Source organism: Arthrobacter sp. NamB2, from assembly GCF_005281365.1.
Taxonomy (GTDB): domain Bacteria; phylum Actinomycetota; class Actinomycetes; order Actinomycetales; family Micrococcaceae; genus Arthrobacter_D.
This window is the reverse complement of record NZ_SZWI01000001.1, coordinates 266,818-284,437: the sequence shown is the minus strand read 5'-3', so window position 1 is coordinate 284,437 and position 17,620 is coordinate 266,818. Positions and strand designations below refer to the sequence as shown.

Genomic DNA, 17,620 nt, shown 5'->3' with positions numbered 1-17,620 from the left:
GCCTTCGTCCCCTGCCCCTCCGTGTATAAGGAGTGGTCCACGCCGTCGGGTCCGCCTTCTCAGTCACCGGTCGCGGGCTCCAGGACGAGCAAACCCCTGTCGTTCGAGAGGGTGAGTGTCGTGCCGTCCAGGGTGTAACTGATCGGCAGTCCGGCGATGCTCGACCTCCAACCCTTTTGGGTGTCCGGGCACGACCGTCGTCCGGAGCGGCACGGCGGATCAGAGGAGGAGCTGCCTAGCTTGCTCTGCCCCCGAATCTGATGCGCCCCATTGGTTCGCTCCGGCATCAGTTCCACGATATGGACGTACTGCGGTGACATGGAAGGCTGGTGGGATGACGGACACAGCGTGGCAGCAGAAGATCGATCGCTTCTACGAGCAGGACTTCGACGACGATGATCCGCTGGGCTCCATCGCGAAGATGGGCGAGTTGCTCGCCGAGCGGCCCGAGGATGATGCAAAGGCTTTGTTCGAGTTGGCCGGTGTGCACGATGCCCTGGGTTTCGAGAACCAAGCGATTCCGCTGTACAGGCGAGCTATCGCAGCAGGGCTGGAGGGCACGAGCGCGCTACGGGCGTCCATTCAACTCGCGAGTAGCCTGCGCAACGTAGGCGCGTCCGCCGAGGCTGTGTCGATCCTCGAATCCATGCCAGATGCCGGCATCGACGAAGGGGCGCGCCGAGCCTTCCTCGCCCTGGCGCTGCATGACGAATGCAGATATGGCGACGCACAGAAGACCGCGCTGCTCGCCCTCATTCCGACCCTCGATGGCTACAAGCGGTCCCTCACCGCTTACGCGACAGAACTGCCAAGCACCGCCACGATGCCCCAAAGCGGGCAGCCCAGGTAAGGGATCCCTCAGCCGGCACGACCACAGATGCTCAGGGCCGCTCGGACCTTGCCTGCCCGATTTTGCGAGCGTCTTCCATGCAACAGTCCTGCCAACCCCATGACTCGCACGCGACACCTGCATCACCTCGCGCAGCGGAACCGCGCCATCGTCAGTCGTAGTGGGTTGATCGATGACTCCGAGGGTCCGACTGCGTCTACTGAGTGTCTGTAAGCCACATAAGACGAAGGATGAAAATGATCAGCGATTGGCACACTGTGCACCAGCAACGGCAGGCCCTTGCAGATGATCTGGCATCGTTGACGGATGCGCAGTGGGCGACGCCCTCGCTATGTCAAGGCTGGGACGTTCACGATGTCGTCGCGCACCTGACCGGCTCAGCAGGAACCACCCACCGCAGCTTCTGGCTGTCCCTCATCAGGTCGGGCTTCGACTTTGACCGCGCTAATGCCCGGGAGGTAGAAACCGAACGAGCTCCCACTCCTGCCGAGACCCTCCAGCGATTCGAATCCACCATCACCAGCACCAGAACCCCTCCCGGACCCTTCATCACTCGGCTCATCGAAATCGTCGTGCACGGCGAGGACATAAGGCGCCCGCTCGGTATAGAACACGCAGCCCTGCCGTCGAAGCTGCGAGAGGCTGTGGCCTACTTCGCCCAGGACCGTCTGTCCGGTGGGAAGAAGCGGCTGACAGGCCTGGAACTCACCGCAACCGACGAGGGATTCACGCTCGGGTCGGGTCAGATGATTGCGGGGCCAGCGTTGTCGCTTCTGCTTGCGGCGTCCGGACGGCCGGCAGCCCTCCACGACCTCCGAGGACCCGGCGTCGCGCTTCTCCGGAGCCGCTTGAACCTATGATCAGAACAAGCCTGAGCATCAAGGGCACGATATCGAGGGCGCATGGCCGACATTCGGAGTCCCGACGAACTGCTGGCTGCTCTCAACTCCGGGGAGACAATCCCCGGAGGTTCACCGCACCATGCGGCCATGCATACCGGGAGCCAGGACGCGCTGCGCATCACCGCCGAGCTCAACGGGCGGTACCACTCCCCCGGGAAGGTGAGGGCCCTGGTGGGCGAACTGACCGGGCGCGAGGTCCCCGAGTCCTTTCAACTTTTCCCGCCGTTCAGCGCTGACTTCGGCAGGAACATCCGATTCGGCGCGGAGGTGTTCGTGCACAGCGGCTGCCGATGTGGTTCGGGGCCAACGTGACGGTCCTGCCCGGGGTGTCCGTCGGCGATGGGGCTGTAGTTGGAGCGGGTGCAGTCATGACGAGGAATGTTCCCGCGGGGGCACTGGTCGTTGGGGTGCCTGCACGGCAGGTCGGCACAGTCCCGGAAGGGTAACGACCGGCGCTGACGCTGCTGTTCTGGCTGGTTACCCTGCGCGTTCTTCGCCGTGTTCCTCGCCGTGTTCCTCGCCGGGCTCGCGTACGAGCATTCCCACCAGCTACGGCACCTCGCCGCGGCTACGGAGACATCTGCGGACGTCAGGTGAAAGGACTTCACGATGATGGTCAGGGCTACCGGAGGAAAGTCCCGGCTGCGCTCAAGCAGTGAAGGTGGTTCGGTATGGGAAGCCTTGTTGGTGACGTGGTGGCAGGCTAAGGAGCTGCGACCCGTTGGTTGTACTGACCCGACGACCCTGACGATCACGGGTGAACTCCTTGATGCCGAAGGAGGCGAGCAGCACCACGGTGAACCAGGCTCCGATGACGGAGGACGAGGGGAACAGCAGTCCGACGGCTACGCCGGTGACGATCATCGGAATCGCCAACAGCAGGAACGAGCGCATGCCGTAGAGGAAGACGAACGGCAGGTAGTGCGCCCCGACGAGCACCATTGCTGCAGGGAAGAAGAGATCCGCGTCGAAGGCAGCAAGCGTCAGGGCCACAAGGAATCCCAGTGGCACCTGCATTGCAGTCTGGAAAGCCAGCGCTGACATCCGATGTCCAGCCGGCAACGCGGAGGGCCCACCGAGGAAACCGAGACCGAGGGTCGTGAGCGGGAAGATGAGCATCCCGCCGACGAACAGCACGAACGGAGCGATATCAGCGAGCCCGCTCGACGCGGCAGCTGCCGAAGCAGCCCACATCAGTGCTGTCACGATCTGTCCCACCGAACCGCGTCTGTAAACGCGCCGAATGTCCGTCTGGGCTGCGGAGATGTCCATAGTCAGATTCTGTCAGTTCACGCCGCGGTGTCGAACTCGTTCGGCGTTACTGTGAGCTCGACGACGACTGGATTCCTCGCGTCCTGGCGGAGCCCATCCAGGATGGAGCGCGACCTCCCATAAGGCGTTGCACGCTTTCTGGTCCCGTCGGGTCGAGGATCCCCCCGCTGAACTGATCCGTCTGGCGGGCGAGAACGTCGACGGCGGGTTGGTCGGATACGTGGATCTTCACCGTCTGAACCCGGGCGAGAAAGGGCTCGGGTTCGTCGAAGAGCCCTCAAACCGCTGGACAGGGACTTGGGCGGTAGTCCGCCGAAGCTGGAGTCTTGGACGGCTTCAATGAACCTCCAGTGCAACAGGCTTCTCCTCCTGCGCCCAGGTAGCGAAAGCTATCGCACCTGAAACCACCCCGAGGATGAGGAAGACCAACATCGGCGTTTTACCTCAAGCCAGCCCGCCGGAGAGGCCGATGATGCCACAGCTGCCGGCCGAGGCCAGACACTTCAACGTCGTGTCCTCCATGCCTACTCTCCCCCGCCGCCGGCGCCGCCCCCACCGTCGAAGCCTCCCCCACCCGAGGATGAGGATGAGTCGCCGCCGGAAGGGCCCCCGCCAGGGTGCGACTCGTGACCGCCCATGAGCGCTGCCCCACCCAGGACAGCCGCGGAGGATCCGCCCCCGCTGTCGGGCTGACTTGCGGCTCTCGCCGTACGCCTGCTCGCTTCCTGGTTACCCTGGCTCGTCTTCCGTGAGGATCTTCGGGCGATCGCCACTAATGCGAGGACGATAACCACCGCCACCAAAATGAGGGCGAGTATCAGTGCACCAGATAGGTCCACGGTCAGACTCCTGTCGGCTCGATGAGGTTGCACGGGTGCTGTACGGGGATTGCCCCTCACATAGCACAGCAGCAGCGAGCCCGCACCGAAACAGCCCTTGGGATGATATCCAGGGGACCAGCATCGGTGCCGGTCCGTCGCCTCCTGGCACAAGGACATTCACCGAGGCGGAGCACTTCGATCTCTCAGCTGGGTATTCAGCAATGCGGTCCCGCTGAAATCTTCGAGTTACGACAAATCAGGATTCCGCGGGATTACCTCAGAACGGAAGCAATCACGTCGGTTCACACGTTGAAGCGGAACTCCACCACGTTCCGTAGCTGAACAACATGACAAACTGGCCGCTTCCGCGACAACGCCCTCAGGCTCATCGGGCGGAGACCCCCCGGCGGCGTCACTGGCCGGGGCGCCTGAATGGGTCGGGCCACCACCAACGATGCCGCGATCGGCGCTCGCGCTCGGCCCTGCGCCGGGCCGTGTCGTGATAGTCCTCGCGCGCTGCATCAAAAAGTGCCTGAGGCAGACTCAGCGGTGCCGCGTTCAACTCACGTCCTGACAGCAGATCGCTGATTGCCCTCGGGACCATCCGCATCCCACCAGGACCCTTGACCGACCGCCGGAGGTGTCCGCCCTGCTCCGTGAGCCGCATCCCCCAGGATGAGTCCACCTCAGCGAGACCGGAACCGACCAGGATCGACATTGCCGTCTCTATCTGTTCCCGTGAAGGGACGTCGGCTTCCAGCATGTCCCACCCCGACAGCAGCGCACGGACCGACGAGGGGCGCTTCCCATGGTGCAGCAGGGTCATGAGCGTCGCAGCGTCATCTACGTCTCTACGGTTCATGCCGTTCAGGCTAGCGCGCTTCGAGCCCCCGATCTTCCGGGGAGCGATCACCGTCACGAACGTACTTCACGTTCCGATCGGGCGAGGCAGCGAAAACAAAGAGGCCCGGGATGCAGTCAGCACCCCGGGCAACTCTCAAGCAACTGGTCGAAATCTACACATTGAATCTGAACTCCACCACGTCGCCGTCGGACATCACGTATTCCTTGCCCTCGATGCGGACCTTGCCGCGTGACTTCGCCTCGCTCATCGAGCCGGCGTCGACCAGGTCGTCGAAGGACACCACCTCGGCCTTGATGAAGCCACGCTGGAAATCGGAGTGGATGACGCCGGCGGCCTCGGGCGCCGTGGCGCCCTTCCTGATCGTCCACGCGCGGCTCTCCTTGGGGCCCGCCGTGAGGTAGGTCTGCAACCCGAGGGTGTGGAAGCCGACGCGCGCCAGCTGGTCGAGGCCGGACTCCTCCTGGCCGTTCATCTCGAGCATCTCGCGAGCCTCCGCCTCGTCGAGTTCCACGAGGTCGGCTTCGAGTTTGGCGTCTAGGAAAATGGCGTCGGCGGGCGCCACGAGCTCGCGCAGCTCCGCCTGACGCTGCGGATTGCCGAGGACGGCGTCGTCGACGTTGAAGACGTAGATGAACGGCTTTGCCGTGAGCAGGCTCAACTCACGAAGGTGCTCCATCTCGAGCTTGTCGCTCGCTACGGACGAGAAGATCGTGTCCCCGCGTTCCAGGACGGATTGCGCCGCCTGCATCGCGCTGAGCTGAGCCGCCTCGCGCTTCTTGATTTTCACTTCCTTCTCGACGCGAGGGATGGCCTTCTCGAGCGTCTGCAGGTCGGCGAGGATCAGTTCGGTGTTGATGGTCTCCATGTCCGACCGCGGATCGACCTTGCCGTCCACGTGGATGACATCGGGATCATCGAACACTCGGATGACCTGAGCGATGGCTTCGGCCTCACGGATGTTCGCGAGGAACTGGTTGCCCAGCCCCTCCCCCTCGGACGCGCCCTTGACGATGCCTGCGATGTCGACGAAGGACACGGTTGCCGGCAGGATGCGCTGCGAACTAAAGACCTCGGCGAGCTTCGCAAGGCGTGAATCGGGCAGGTTGACCACCCCGACGTTCGGCTCGATGGTCGCGAACGGATAGTTCGCCGCCAGCACGTTGTTGCGCGTCAGCGCGTTGAAGAGGGTTGATTTGCCGACGTTGGGCAGTCCGACGATGCCGATAGTAAGAGCCACGGGAGACAAGTCTACCGGGCAGGGAGGACCCGCTTCGCGGTGTCGCCACCCCTGAATGTCGGAGGGTGCTGCAACAGTGTGGGCATGAGCACCACCACGCTTCTTCTCGTCCTCCTCGCCTTCGTCTTCGGGTGCGCACTCGGCGCGTTCCTGGTGGCGCGCCCACTGCGGCATCGTGCGGACGAGCTCCGCTCCGAGCTCGACGACGCCGCAGCGCGCTTGGGGAGCACGACGACGGACCTCGCGGCAGCAGTGGCCCAGCGCGATCTCCTGCAGCAGCACAACCGTGAGTTGTCCGGTAAGACCTCGACGGACAACGACGTCCTGCGCGCCTTGGCTCCGGTAGCGGAGAAACTGACGCAGGTGCAACGGCAGGTGGGCCTTCTCGAACGTGATCGCGTGGAGCAGTACGGACAGCTTGCGCGGCAGCTCGAGGAGTCGCGCGAGGCCGACGCGCGCCTCTTGGCGACGACCCACTCGCTGGCCGGCGCGCTGCGTAGCAACAGTGCGCGCGGCCAGTGGGGCGAGGTCCAGTTGCGGCGGGTGGTCGAGGCGGCAGGCATGCTCTCCCGTGTCGACTTCCTGGAGCAGGTCTCGATTCCGACGGGTAGTGACGGCGAGCGCGCACGCCCGGACATGGTGGTCCAGCTCCCGGGCGACAAGCAGCTCGTCATCGATGCGAAAGTACCCTTGACGGCGTTCCTCGCCGCGCAGGAGCTGCAGGGAACGGCCGAAGGGCAGGCCCAGGCCGACGGCGGCACGGAGTTCCGCCGGGACGAACTGCTGCGGCAGCATGGAAAGGCTTTGCGCGCGCATATCGACGCGCTGGCCCGCAAGAAATACTGGGAGGGCGTGGCCAATTCGCCGGAGCTGGTGGTCTGCTTCATCCCTGTCGAGTCCGTCCTCTCGGAGGCTCTGCGGGCGGACCCCGAACTGATGGACTACGCCTTCGGCCGGAACGTGGCGCTCGCCTCACCGGTGTCCCTGCTCGGCATCCTCAAAGGCGCTGCCTTCAGCTGGCGCCAGGCCGTCCTCACCGACAATGCCCGCGAACTCTTCGATCTGTCCAAGCAGCTGTACGAGCGCCTCGGCACGATGGGCGGACACGTGACGCGGCTCGGGGCCTCGCTGAAGACGTCCGTCGAGCGTTACAACTCGTTCGTAGGGGCACTCGAATCGAGGGTTCTGCCCACCGCGCGCCGTATCGGTGCCTTTGACTCCGCATCGCTGGACGTCGTCGACGCTGCGGTCGGGGGAACGGACGGCCTGCGCGACTCGCAGGGCGCCGACGTCAGTCTGCTGGGCACAGCTCGCGCGCAGAGGGCCGGCAGCCCGGCATCACCCGGTTACTCGGGAGCTGCCATCGATGCCACGCCCCGCTCACTCACCGCCCACGAGCTCCTCGACGGCACTGACGGCTAGCGGCAGCACTACGATCAGTTCAGGGTTGTCCGGTCCTGCCGCTGGCCGCGACCGCCGCGGCCCTGCGACGAATCGCCCATGGCCTTCAGCGCTGCGCGGATCTCCTTGGGCAGGGAGAAGATGATGTCCTCCTGCGCCGTCACGATCTCCTCAACCTCTCCATAGCCGTACTCGGCGAGCAGCCGGAGCACGTCCTGCACGAGGTTCTCGGGTACGGATGCTCCGGAGGAGATACCGACCGTGCGTACGCCCTCGAACCAGGTTTCGTTCACCTCGTTCGCGAAATCGACGCGATGCGCTGCTTTCGCCCCGTACTCCAGCGCCACCTCGACGAGGCGCACGGAATTCGAGGAGTTCGCAGATCCCACGACGATGACGAGGTCGGTCTGCGGTGCAATCTTCTTGATTGCTGCCTGGCGGTTCGACGTGGCGTAGCAGATGTCGTCGCTGGGTGGGTCCTGCAGTGTCGGGAAGCGTTCCTTGAGCAGGTTCACGGTCAGCATTGTCTCGTCCACGCTGAGCGTGGTCTGCGACAGCCAGATGAGCCGCTCCGGATCGCGGACCTGGACCTTGTCGACGTCCTCAGGACCATTGACGATCTGGATGTGGTCGGGGGCCTCTCCCGCGGTGCCCTCTACTTCCTCATGGCCTTCATGGCCGATCAGGAGGATGTCGAAGTCGTCGCGGGCGAACCGCTGCGCCTCCTTGTGCACCTTGGTGACGAGCGGGCAGGTGGCGTCGATCGTGCGCAGCCCCCTGTCCTCGGCGGACTGCACGACGGCGGGTGAGACACCGTGCGCCGAGAAGACCACGAGCGCTCCCTCGGGAACCTCGTCGGTTTCCTCGACGAAGATGGCACCCTTAGCCTCGAGCGTAGAGACGACGTGCAGGTTGTGCACGATTTGCTTGCGCACGTACACCGGCGGGCCGTAGTGCTCCAGGGCCTTCTCGACGGCGATGACCGCGCGGTCCACGCCGGCACAGTATCCGCGGGGGGCAGCCAGCAGTACCTTTTTCTCACCCAGGACCGGCGCTGCTGCCAGCACGTCCTCGGGAGAGCGGCGCCTGCGCGGAATGGTGGGCATGGGGACCTGAACGGTGGTACTGGTCATATCCCAATTCTACCGGGTCGCAACGTTCGGGCCGGGTGTTCCGGCGCTGCTCGGCTGTGAGCTAGGCCCTACGCCGACGCTCGAAACCGATCCGGAAGACGACGCCGATCACGACCGCGATCGATCCCGCGACGATGACAGGGACGCTGGAGCCTGCGATGTCCGATCCCGCTCGTTCCGCAAGTCCCCGGATGAACACGTCGGCTATGGCACTCGTTCCCGGCGCCCGGGCCGCAATCCCCGGCACCCACTCTCCTGCGAAATGGCCGATCACGCCGAGCCCGGCCACGCCGAAACCCAGCAGCGCGAGCGTCGTGCCCCTCCGCCGTGCGATGACGAGCGCGAGTAGCGCCAGGACTCCCGCTCCCGCGAGGTAGAGCCGCCAGCTCTGCACCCCATCGGCGAGACCGCTCAGAAGCCCGCCACGCTCGATGGATCCGACGTCGATCGTGGTGTCCTCAGGCACCGGCACATCCACCCCCAGGCTTTCGCTGACGCTCTCCGCCACGAGCCCCACCACCGGACCGACGTCGAGGGTCAGGATGGCCGGAGCCAGCTCGGACGGTTCGGGCGCCTGCGCGAAAGTGAATGCATGGGACAGTCGCAGTGTCTCCCGCCATGCTGCCGGATAGCCGGAGGAGCCGGTCACTGCTCCCGCGGCGTCCCGGACCAAGGGTTCGACGAAGGAGTCGAACTGCTCCGGCAGCCCCGTGGTCGCCGTGACCTCCTGCGCCAGCGAGTCGGTGAGCGCCGCCTGGAAATCGGCATCGTCAGCCAGCGGTGCTGCAAGCGCCACGAACCCGGACTCCTCCACGAGGTTCTCGTCGATCCAAGCAGACGTGAGACCGGCAGCAGCGACGGCAAGGGCGAGGAGTGCCAGGAGGGCAGAGACGAGGGTCCGCATGGAATCCTTTGATGGAGATCGGATGCACGATTATGCCCGGAGTGCGTTGCCGGGCATAACCAGCAGGCAGCGAACCACCCTGCGGCTTCCACAGACATAAGCTGGGCTCCGCGCCTGTGGGTCCGGGATGGTACAGATGGACAATGCCCGAACGACGTGCGGAACCGGAGGCAGTTGCCTCCCGAAGGACAGGACAGGAATGACGAGCGAGGGAAGCCGCGCCCAGCCGATGGCCCAGATTCCGCAGCAGAGGTCATCCGTCCCGGCGACGGCGGCCGAGACGTCTCCTGAAACCCCGTGGCCGCTGCATCTTCTGTCCGAGAAGCTCAAGGCCCACATCGATCGTGCACCTGCGGCATGGGTGGAGGGACAGGTCATAGAACTCAACCGTCGATCGAGCATGTGCTACATCACCCTGCGGGACGTCGATTCGGAGGTCTCTCTGTCGTTGTCCGTGTACGGAACCGTGATGGATCGGGTCTCGTCCCCCTTGGACCGCGGGTCGCGGGTGGTGGCCCGCCTGAAGCCGGACTTCTGGGTCAAGACGGGTCGCTTGTCGATGCAGACGATCGACATCCGGCCTGTGGGCATCGGGGACCTCCTGGCGCGGATCGAGCGACTCAGGCAGGCGCTGGCGGCGGAGGGGCTGTTCGCCGCAAACCGCAAGAAGCAGCTCCCCCTCCTCCCTCATCGGATCGGCCTGATCACCGGTCGCGATTCCGATGCGATGAAGGACGTGATGCGCAACGCGGCCCTGCGGTGGCCCGCCGTCGAATTCGAGGTACGGGAGGTCGCGGTGCAGGGCGTGAACAGCGTCGCCCAGGTGACCGCGGCGCTCGCGGCGCTGGACGCAGATCCCCGCGTCGACGTCATCATCATCGCGCGCGGTGGTGGGGCGCTCGAGGATCTCCTCCCCTTCAGTGACGAATCCCTGGTCCGGGCGGTTGCGCTGGCCATCACTCCGGTGGTGAGCGCGATCGGGCACGAGGCGGACCGCCCGCTCCTGGACGAAGTGGCAGACCTCCGCGCGTCGACCCCGACGGACGCAGCGAAGCGGGTGGTGCCCGATGTGTCCGAGGAGCTGGCTCGCATAGGCCAGGCTCGTGCTGCCCTCGAGCGATCGATCCGCGTGCTCGTCCACCGCGAGACCGAGAGCCTCGCGAATCTCCGTTCCAGGCCGTCGCTGTCCAAGCCCGAGGGGATGATCGACGTCCGTGAGGCCGACATCGAGCGCCTGAGGTCGCGGGCGCTGCGGTGCACCACCGCTGCCGTGGAGCGCGAGGCGGATTCGATCCATCACCTGCGTGAGCGTGTCAGGTCGCTCTCGCCCCAGAAGACCCTGGACCGCGGATACGCCGTGGTCCAAACACGAGACGGTCATGTCGTGACGAATCCGCAGGAGGTACAGGGCGGGGAAGCCCTGAGCATCCGCGTAGCCGGCGGCCGGTTCGGGGCAGTCGCCCAGAGCCTGTCAAACGGCGAACCCCTTCCATGAGGGGGCGGAGTTCCCCGGGTTCCAGCTCGATCCCGGGCGTGTCCGGCCGCAGGTTCGGCACCGTCGGTCACACCTCGAACCATTCCGGCCGGAACACCTCGGCCACCAGCAGATAACGACAACGAAGTGACGGAGAACAACGAGATGACCGAGAACATCCAGCCGGAACCGGGACGGGCGGACGTCGCCGCACTGTCCTACGAGCAGGCCCGCGAGGAACTCGTGGCCGTCGTGTCTCGGCTCGAGGCAGGTGGCGTGAGCCTCGAGGAATCGCTGGCGCTATGGGAACGTGGCGAGAGCCTCGCAGATCGCTGCGAGGCATGGCTGGAGGGCGCGAAGGCGCGGCTCGCGGCTGCCCGGGACAAGGCCGAGGGCCAGTAGCGCCCTGTCGGCGGGCAGCACGGCGCCATGGCCCGCGGGTCAGTCCGTGCGGACAGGCAGCTCCTGCAACGCCCACTGGTTTCCGTCCGGGTCGGCGAAGTAGACGAAACTACCCCAGGGCTGCACGTCCACCTCACTCGCCTCGACTCCTCGGTCCAGCAACTCCTTGCGGGCCCGGGCGGCGTCGTCCACGACCACCTGGATCCCGTGCAGCGATCCGGGCGCCATGGTGCTGATTCCCTCGCCAAATGCGATGGAGCAGGCGGACCCGGGCGGGGTGAACTGGACGAAGCGAAGCCCGTCCTCGACCCGGTGGTCGTGATCCAGGGTGAATCCCGCCCTGTCTCGGTAGAAAGCGATCGCCCTGTCCACGTCGCTGACGGGTAGTGCGATGAGTTCGATCTTCCAGTGCATGTGTACCTCCGTCGTGTCCGATGCCCCCACCCTAGGAGGTATCGCGGACGGATTCGGTCCTCGTTCCTGACCGTCTCGACAGTCAGGATGGTCAGGACGCAGAGAGCCGCTGCTTCTCCAGCTCGACGTCGAAGGTAGCGCGGGGCCAGCTCAGCTGCATGTCCTCGAGTGTCGCGGTGAGCAGGTGCTGGACGGCGAGCCGGGCGAACCACTTCCGATCCGCGGGCACCACGTACCAGGGGTTGTCGGGCGTGCTCGTCCGCTCGACCGCGAGCTGGTACGCCTCCTGGTACTGCTCCCAGTGGCCGCGTTCGTCGACGTCCCCCGGGTTGTACTTCCAGTACTTGTCCGGGCGCTCGAGCCTTTCCGCCAGCCTGGCTTTCTGCTCGTCCTTGCTGATGTGCAGCATGACCTTGAGCACGCGGGTGCCCGATGCCACCACTTCGTTCTCGAAGGACCTGATCGCGCCGTACCGTTGCTCGATCTCCTCGGGTGCGGACAGTCCGCGGACCCGGTGGATCAGCACATCCTCGTAGTGCGAACGGTCGAACACACCGATCATGCCGGGCTCGGGAAGCTCCCTGCGAATACGCCAGAGGAAGTCATGGCTCCGTTCCTCGTCCGTCGGCGCTTTGAACGCGTGGTGCTGCACACCCTGCGGATCCACCAGTCCCACCACGTGCCGGACTATGCCGCCCTTGCCCGACGTGTCCATGCCCTGCAGGACGAGGAGGACCGATATCTCGCTTCCGGCCCGGCTCTCGGCGAACAGCTTCTCCTGGAGCCCCGACAGTGCCTTCGCGCCGGCCGCGAGTGCGGCCGTGCCCGCCTTCTTCCCGCCGTCGAACCCGGGGGTGGAGCGAGGGTCGACGGCGTCCAGTGAGAAGTCCGGCCCGGCCAGGAGAAGACGCCGCATCTCGGCCGTGCTGTCGGTCTGCGCTGCCATGATTCCTCCTGCTGTCGAAGTGCTGTCGAGATCGTCCCGTTGGGTCAGGGCTTGTAGGTCGAGAGGAAGTCGGCGAGCCTGCCGATGGCGTCCTCGATGACCTCCACGCTGGGCAGCGTGACCATGCGGAAGTGATCGGTGGCGATCCAGTTGAAGGCGCTGCCGTGCGAGATCAGGATCTTCTGCTGCTTCAGGAGGTCGAGGGCGAACTTTTCGTCGTCCTTGATGGGGTAAACCTCGGGGTCGAGCTTCGGGAAGAGGTACAGGGCGCCCTGCGCCACCTCGCAGCTCACGCCCTCGATCGCATTGAGCATCTGGGCGGCCTTGTCGCGCTGCTGCTTGAGGCGCCCGCCCGGCAGGATCAGGTCGTTGATGCTCTGGTATCCGCCGAGGGCCGTCTGGATGGCATGCTGGGCCGGCACGTTCGCGCACAGTCGCATGTTCGCGAGGAGGTTGATGCCCTCGATGTAGTTCGCGGCGTCGCGCTTCGGTCCCGAGATCGCCATCCACCCGCTACGGAATCCGGCGATGCGGTATGCCTTCGAGAGCCCGCTGAACGTGAGGCACAGGACGTCGTCCCCCGCCACCGACGCCGCGTTGATGTGGACGGCGTCGTCGTAGAGGATCTTCTCGTAGATCTCATCCGCGAACAGGATGAGCCCGTGCTCGCGCGCGAACCTGACGATGCCCTCGAGGATAGACCTCGGGTACACCGAGCCCGTCGGGTTGTTCGGATTGATCAGGACGATGCCCTTGGTGTTGGGCGTGATCTTCGACGCCATGTCCTCGAGGTCCGGCCACCAGTGGTTGTCCTCGTCGCACAGGTAGTGCACGGGAGTGCCGCTGGCAAGGGCCACGGACGCCGTCCACAGCGGATAGTCGGGGGTCGGGATCAGCACCTCGTCACCCGCGTTGAGGAGGGCCTGCATCGAGAGGGTGATGAGTTCGCTGACGCCGTTGCCGAGATAGACGTCGTCGACATCGATCGAGTTGATGCCGCGGCTCTGGTAGTACTGCACGACGGCGGTACGCGCGGAGAAGATACCGCGGGAGTCGCTGTAGCCCTGCGACCTCGGGAGGTTGCGGATCATGTCGACCAGGATCGCGTCCGGTGCTTCGAAGCCGAACGGGGCCGGGTTGCCGATGTTGAGCTTGAGGATGCGGTGGCCCTGGGCCTCCATGGTCATCGCGTGTTCGAGCAGCGGCCCCCTGATGTCGTAGAGGACGTTACGGAGCTTTTCCGACTGCTTGTAGGTGGCCATTGGATCAGGATGCCACAGCAGGGGCCCGTTACGCGGCATCGAAATGCTGCTTAACGGGCCCCGGCCTTCCCACGGATTCCGGTGCGGCGGTACTAGCCCGCAAGCCCCTTCTCGGCGAGCCAGTCGGCGGCGGCGTCGGCGGGGTTCCGCTTCTCGTCGCCACTGACCTCGCGGTTCAGAGCCAGCAGGTCCTCGGTGGTCAGCTGCGCCGACACCTCGTTGAGGACCTTCTGGGCCTCCTCGCTCACCGTCTCGGTATTGATCAGCGGCAGCACCTGCTGGGCGATGAAGTTGTTCTCCGGGTCCTCGAGGACCACGAGGTCGTTGTCGGCGATCGACGGCGTCGTCGTGTAGATGTCGGCTGCCTGCACGTCGTCGTTCAGCAGTGCCTGCAGCGTGATGTCTCCACCGCCGTCGTTGATGGCCTCGAAGCCGCCGGGCTCGCAGTTGTACTTCGCCTTGAGACCGGGCAGGCCGTAGGCGCGCTCCTGGAACGTGCTGGGAGCGCCGATCGTGATCTCGCCACAGACCTCTGCCAGATCGGCGATGGACTTCAGGTTGTACCTCTCTGCTGTCGCCGCCGTCACCACGAGCGCGTCCTTGTCCTCGGCCTTGGAGGGCTCGAGCACGCCGAGCTTCACGTCGGGCGACTTAGCGGTCAATGCCTCGGGGAGCGCAGCGACGATGTCCTCGGCAGATTCGGCGGTCGCATCGGGATCGGCGAACAGCAGCAGGTTGCCGCTGTAGTCCGGGATGATGTCGATCGACCCGTCCTCGACCGCGGAATAGTAGATCTCGCGGGAGCCGATGTTGAGCTTGGTGGTGGCCTCGACACCGGCTGCATTGAGCGCACCGGCGTAGATCTCGGCGATGATCTGGCTCTCCGCGAAGTCAGCTGAACCGACGACGACGGAGCCGCTCGCCTGGGTGGCGGTCTCCTCCGACTGTCCCTGGGGGTCGCTGTTGGCACCGCAGGCAGTCAACGCCAGCGCGGCCGTCAGGCCGCCAGCCAGTCCCATCAAAGCGCGCCGACCGGCGCGTCGTGCTGACAGGTTCTTCATGTTGTTCCTCCTTGTGCACTGGCGACGGCCTTCTGCCGGCCAGATCCTTGTGCCTTCCCGGGGCCCGACGTGCGCAGCCCCGGCGAGATGGCGATTCTCTGCAGCAGTCCCATGAGCAGATCGACGGCGATCGCGAGGACGGTGATGACCACGGCGCCACCGAAAAGGCGCCCGTAGTCCGCTAGCTGTGTTCCCTCGACGAGGAAGACCCCGAGGCCGCCGAGGTTGATGAAGGCGACGACGGCCGCGGTCGCGATGACCTGCAGCACGGCGGCGCGTACACCCCCGAGGATGACCTGCAGACCATTGGGCACCTCGACCCGGAAGAGGATCTGCATCTCGCTCATGCCCATGCTGCGCGCGGCATCGACCACCGCACGGTCCACCGAGGAGATGCCGGCGTAGATGCCGCTCAGCAGCGGGGGGACGGCCAGGAGGACGAGCGCCCAGATGGGCGGCATGAGCCCGAGGCCCGCGAGGAGCACGAACAGGAAGACCATGCCGAGGGTCGGCAGGGCACGCAGTATGCCGACGCCGGACACGATCACGATGCGCCCCCGCCCCGTGTGGCCGACGTAGAGACCGATCGGTACGGCGATGACGAGCGCGATGAGCATGGTCAGCCCGGTGTAGCCGAGGTGCTCGACGACGCGCGTGGGAATCCCGCGCGCCCCCGCCCAATTCTCGGAAGCAGTCAGCCACTCCCACATCTGGATGAGGAGATTGTTGCTCGAGTAGTCCATCAGGCTCCCGCCACCCTCGCCTCGAGCGCCACGGTGTCCGGTGCCGGTTTCGCGCCGGCGGCCGTCCTGCGCGTCCACGGCGTCAGCAGGCGTTCGGCCAGCACGAGCACGAGGTCCATGACGAGAGCCAGCAGCAGGATGATCACAATGCCGACGGCGATCTCCGTCGGGAACGACCGGAAGAGCCCGTCGGTGAACAGCGTGCCCAGGCTCGGGACCCCGATGAGCGCGCCGACGCTCACGAGTGAGATGTTCGTGACCGAGACGACGCGGAGTCCGGCGAACAGCACGGGCAGCGAGAGGGGGAGGTCGACGGTCAGGAACCTGCGCACGGGCTTGTAGCCCATGGCGACCGCGGCCTGCCGGACGCCGTCGTCGATCGAGTTGAGGGCATCCAGCGTTGAGCGGACGAGCAGGGAGAAGGCGTAGATGGACAGCGCCACGATCACGTTGATCGGGTCGATCACCTTCGTACCGAGGACCACGGGGAGGAACACGAACATCGCGAGCGACGGGATCGTGTACAGGATGGAGGAGCCGGTCAGCAGGACCGATCCGACGGCGCGGTTGAGCCGGGCGACCTGCGCCATCGGCACGGCGACGAGGACCCCCAGCAGCAGCGGCACGATCGCCTGGAACAGGTGCAGGCGCGCGTGGAGCCAGATGTAGTCGAGGTTGCCGAGGAACCAGTCCACGCTCAGACCGCCGTGTTGTGGTCGGCGCGCCCGCGGTCGAGCCTGGCAGCCTCGATGAGCTCGAAGACCTCCGCGGCCCTCACCACCCCGAGGGCGCGCCCGTCGGCGTCGACCGTCACACCCAGGCCCGACGGCGAGGACAGCGCGGCATCCAGCGCGCGGCGCAGGGTGTCGCCGCGCGTGTACAGGGAACCTCCGGGAACGGCCTCGGCCTGCTGCGTGATGCTGCCACGTCTAGCCCGCGGGATCCAGCCGTGGGGACGACCGTCCGCGTCGACGAGCAGCGACCAGGGCGACCGCACGGAGACCGTCGGATCCCCGAGCCGCTCCACCTCGATGGTCTCGATCGGGTGGATCACGACCTGGTCCCCCGGCTGGAAGGACAGGTGGCGAAATCCGCGATCCCTTCCCACGAAGGACGCCACGAAGTCGTCCACCGGCGCGCGCAGGATCTCCTCGGGAGTGGCGTACTGGGCGAGCCGCCCCCCGACGGCGAGGACGGCCACCTTGTCACCCAGGATCGTCGCCTCGTCGATGTCGTGCGTGACAAAGACGATCGTCTTGGCGAGGTCGCGCTGCAGGCGCAGCAGTTCCTCCTGCAGTTCGGCGCGCACCACCGGGTCCACTGCGCTGAAGGGCTCGTCCATGAGCAGCACCGGCGGATCCGCTGCGAGGGCGCGTGCTACACCCACCCGCTGCTGCTGGCCGCCGGACAGCTGGCCGGGGTAGCGTCGGCCGAGGTCCGACGCGAGGCCGACGACGTCGAGCAATTCCTGCGCCCGTTTGCGGGCGTCTGCCTTGCCGACCCCGTTGAGCCGGGGCACGGTCGCTATGTTGTCCAGCACGGTCCTGTGGGGCAGGAGGCCCGAGGCCTGCATGACGTAGCCCATCGAGCGCCGCAACTCCGCGGCATTCTGCTGCGAGACGTCCTGCCCATCGAGAAACACCTGACCCGACGTCGGTTCCACCATCCGGTTGATCATGCGCATGGACGTCGTCTTGCCGCAGCCCGAGGGTCCTACCAGGACCGTGATCCTCCCCCTGTCGATGGCCATGGTGAGGTCGCTCACGGCGGGGCGCCCGCCGTCGTACGTCTTCGTGACGTGGCGGAACTCGATCATGGGATGCCGGCTGGACGCCTGCTCGGTGGAAGTCATGGCAGCTGTGCCTTTCGTGGCAGGAGCTTCTCGGCCGGGCTACACCCGCGGGCCGCACATGATGCGGTTCCGGCTTGCCGT

General features: G+C 65.9%; 18 protein-coding genes. 7 read left to right on the top strand and 11 right to left on the bottom strand.

Translation table 11 applies throughout. From position 1 onward, the window contains the following. Positions 1–334: 334 nt before the first annotated feature. The 4 genes from FDK12_RS01360 to FDK12_RS01345 all read left to right on the top strand — a co-directional run bounded on the left by FDK12_RS01360 (position 335) and on the right by FDK12_RS01345 (position 2,198). Entirely contained in the window at positions 335–850 is a 516-nt protein-coding gene (locus FDK12_RS01360) for a tetratricopeptide repeat protein (protein WP_223263013.1), read from the top strand. Between the two features lie 236 nt (positions 851–1,086). Further along, positions 1,087–1,710 carry a maleylpyruvate isomerase family mycothiol-dependent enzyme gene (locus tag FDK12_RS01355; RefSeq protein WP_137367881.1) on the top strand — a complete coding sequence of 208 codons (624 nt, stop codon included), beginning with the start codon at positions 1,087–1,089 and terminating at the stop codon, positions 1,708–1,710. A 42-nt stretch (positions 1,711–1,752) separates the two neighbouring features. Further along, entirely contained in the window at positions 1,753–2,064 is a 312-nt protein-coding gene (locus FDK12_RS01350) for a hypothetical protein (RefSeq protein WP_137367880.1), read from the top strand. Next, entirely contained in the window at positions 2,043–2,198 is a 156-nt protein-coding gene (locus FDK12_RS01345; protein WP_137367879.1) for a DapH/DapD/GlmU-related protein, read from the top strand. Before FDK12_RS01350 ends, FDK12_RS01345 begins: the two co-directional genes overlap by 22 nt. A 202-nt stretch (positions 2,199–2,400) precedes the next feature. Here FDK12_RS01345 and FDK12_RS01340 read toward each other — a convergent pair whose 3' ends face one another. Together FDK12_RS01340 and ychF are read right to left on the bottom strand one after the other, a co-directional pair. Continuing rightward, positions 2,401–3,024 carry a DUF7010 family protein gene (locus tag FDK12_RS01340; protein ID WP_137367878.1) on the bottom strand — a complete coding sequence of 208 codons (624 nt, stop codon included), beginning with the start codon at positions 3,022–3,024 and terminating at the stop codon, positions 2,401–2,403. Between the two features lie 1,837 nt (positions 3,025–4,861). Then, positions 4,862–5,947 carry a redox-regulated ATPase YchF gene (gene ychF, locus FDK12_RS01330; protein WP_104117173.1) on the bottom strand — a complete coding sequence of 362 codons (1,086 nt, stop codon included), beginning with the start codon at positions 5,945–5,947 and terminating at the stop codon, positions 4,862–4,864. Positions 5,948–6,031: 84 nt separating this feature from the next. Between ychF and rmuC the strand changes: the two genes are divergently transcribed. Further along, positions 6,032–7,369, top strand: coding sequence for a DNA recombination protein RmuC (rmuC, locus tag FDK12_RS01325; protein WP_137367876.1), 1,338 nt, complete (start codon positions 6,032–6,034; stop codon positions 7,367–7,369). Positions 7,370–7,383: 14 nt separating this feature from the next. On the opposite strand, the gene FDK12_RS01320 is transcribed toward rmuC, so the two are convergent. Next, complete coding sequence (locus FDK12_RS01320) at positions 7,384–8,481, bottom strand: 4-hydroxy-3-methylbut-2-enyl diphosphate reductase (protein ID WP_137367875.1); 1,098 nt, start codon at positions 8,479–8,481, stop codon at positions 7,384–7,386. Between the two features lie 61 nt (positions 8,482–8,542). Beyond that, the gene (locus tag FDK12_RS01315; protein WP_137367874.1) at positions 8,543–9,385 is read right to left on the bottom strand and encodes a hypothetical protein; all 843 of its coding nucleotides are present in this window, start codon (positions 9,383–9,385) and stop codon (positions 8,543–8,545) included. A gap of 199 nt (positions 9,386–9,584) precedes the next feature. Here FDK12_RS01315 and xseA point away from each other — a divergent pair, with 199 nt between their 5' ends. Both xseA and FDK12_RS01305 read left to right on the top strand, forming a co-directional pair. After that, on the top strand, positions 9,585–10,880 hold the full coding sequence (xseA, locus tag FDK12_RS01310) for an exodeoxyribonuclease VII large subunit (RefSeq protein ID WP_223263012.1): 1,296 nt from the start codon (positions 9,585–9,587) through the stop codon (positions 10,878–10,880). A gap of 144 nt (positions 10,881–11,024) precedes the next feature. Then, a complete protein-coding gene (locus FDK12_RS01305) occupies positions 11,025–11,261 on the top strand; it encodes an exodeoxyribonuclease VII small subunit (RefSeq protein WP_137368244.1) in 237 nt (78 codons plus the stop codon). A 39-nt stretch (positions 11,262–11,300) separates the two neighbouring features. On the opposite strand, the gene FDK12_RS01300 is transcribed toward FDK12_RS01305, so the two are convergent. From FDK12_RS01300 to FDK12_RS01270, 7 genes are all read right to left on the bottom strand, one after another. Then, positions 11,301–11,675, bottom strand: a complete 375-nt coding sequence (locus FDK12_RS01300; protein WP_137367873.1) for a VOC family protein — start codon at positions 11,673–11,675, stop codon at positions 11,301–11,303. Between the two features lie 91 nt (positions 11,676–11,766). Next, entirely contained in the window at positions 11,767–12,621 is an 855-nt protein-coding gene (locus FDK12_RS01295; protein ID WP_411266140.1) for a PPK2 family polyphosphate kinase, read from the bottom strand. A 44-nt stretch (positions 12,622–12,665) separates the two neighbouring features. After that, positions 12,666–13,883 (bottom strand): pyridoxal phosphate-dependent aminotransferase, encoded by a 1,218-nt coding sequence (locus FDK12_RS01290; RefSeq protein WP_137367872.1) that lies wholly within the window; start codon positions 13,881–13,883, stop codon positions 12,666–12,668. A gap of 92 nt (positions 13,884–13,975) precedes the next feature. Next, complete coding sequence (locus tag FDK12_RS01285; RefSeq protein ID WP_137367871.1) at positions 13,976–14,944, bottom strand: ABC transporter substrate-binding protein; 969 nt, start codon at positions 14,942–14,944, stop codon at positions 13,976–13,978. Then, entirely contained in the window at positions 14,941–15,687 is a 747-nt protein-coding gene (locus FDK12_RS01280) for an ABC transporter permease (RefSeq protein WP_223263011.1), read from the bottom strand. The genes FDK12_RS01285 and FDK12_RS01280 overlap by 4 nt, the downstream gene beginning before the upstream one ends. Further along, complete coding sequence (locus FDK12_RS01275; protein WP_137367870.1) at positions 15,687–16,382, bottom strand: ABC transporter permease; 696 nt, start codon at positions 16,380–16,382, stop codon at positions 15,687–15,689. The genes FDK12_RS01280 and FDK12_RS01275 overlap by 1 nt, the downstream gene beginning before the upstream one ends. 2 nt (positions 16,383–16,384) lie before the next feature. Next, positions 16,385–17,503 carry an ABC transporter ATP-binding protein gene (locus FDK12_RS01270; RefSeq protein ID WP_137368241.1) on the bottom strand — a complete coding sequence of 373 codons (1,119 nt, stop codon included), beginning with the start codon at positions 17,501–17,503 and terminating at the stop codon, positions 16,385–16,387. Between the last annotated feature and the right edge of the window lie 117 nt (positions 17,504–17,620).

Bases quoted from the DNA above. Each gene is read 5' to 3' on its own strand.
- FDK12_RS01360 (WP_223263013.1), top strand. From the start codon at position 335: ATGACGGACACAGCGTGGCAGCAGAAGATCGATCGCTTCTACGAGCAG.
- FDK12_RS01355 (WP_137367881.1), top strand. From the start codon at position 1,087: ATGATCAGCGATTGGCACACTGTGCACCAGCAACGGCAGGCCCTTGCA.
- FDK12_RS01350 (WP_137367880.1), top strand. From the start codon at position 1,753: ATGGCCGACATTCGGAGTCCCGACGAACTGCTGGCTGCTCTCAACTCC.
- FDK12_RS01345 (WP_137367879.1), top strand. From the start codon at position 2,043: ATGTGGTTCGGGGCCAACGTGACGGTCCTGCCCGGGGTGTCCGTCGGC.
- FDK12_RS01340 (WP_137367878.1), bottom strand. From the start codon at position 3,024: ATGGACATCTCCGCAGCCCAGACGGACATTCGGCGCGTTTACAGACGC.
- rmuC (WP_137367876.1), top strand. From the start codon at position 6,032: ATGAGCACCACCACGCTTCTTCTCGTCCTCCTCGCCTTCGTCTTCGGG.
- FDK12_RS01320 (WP_137367875.1), bottom strand. From the start codon at position 8,481: ATGACCAGTACCACCGTTCAGGTCCCCATGCCCACCATTCCGCGCAGG.
- FDK12_RS01315 (WP_137367874.1), bottom strand. From the start codon at position 9,385: ATGCGGACCCTCGTCTCTGCCCTCCTGGCACTCCTCGCCCTTGCCGTC.
- xseA (WP_223263012.1), top strand. From the start codon at position 9,585: ATGACGAGCGAGGGAAGCCGCGCCCAGCCGATGGCCCAGATTCCGCAG.
- FDK12_RS01305 (WP_137368244.1), top strand. From the start codon at position 11,025: ATGACCGAGAACATCCAGCCGGAACCGGGACGGGCGGACGTCGCCGCA.
- FDK12_RS01300 (WP_137367873.1), bottom strand. From the start codon at position 11,675: ATGCACTGGAAGATCGAACTCATCGCACTACCCGTCAGCGACGTGGAC.
- FDK12_RS01295 (WP_411266140.1), bottom strand. From the start codon at position 12,621: ATGGCAGCGCAGACCGACAGCACGGCCGAGATGCGGCGTCTTCTCCTG.
- FDK12_RS01290 (WP_137367872.1), bottom strand. From the start codon at position 13,883: ATGGCCACCTACAAGCAGTCGGAAAAGCTCCGTAACGTCCTCTACGAC.
- FDK12_RS01285 (WP_137367871.1), bottom strand. From the start codon at position 14,944: ATGAAGAACCTGTCAGCACGACGCGCCGGTCGGCGCGCTTTGATGGGA.
- FDK12_RS01280 (WP_223263011.1), bottom strand. From the start codon at position 15,687: ATGGACTACTCGAGCAACAATCTCCTCATCCAGATGTGGGAGTGGCTG.
- FDK12_RS01270 (WP_137368241.1), bottom strand. From the start codon at position 17,503: ATGATCGAGTTCCGCCACGTCACGAAGACGTACGACGGCGGGCGCCCC.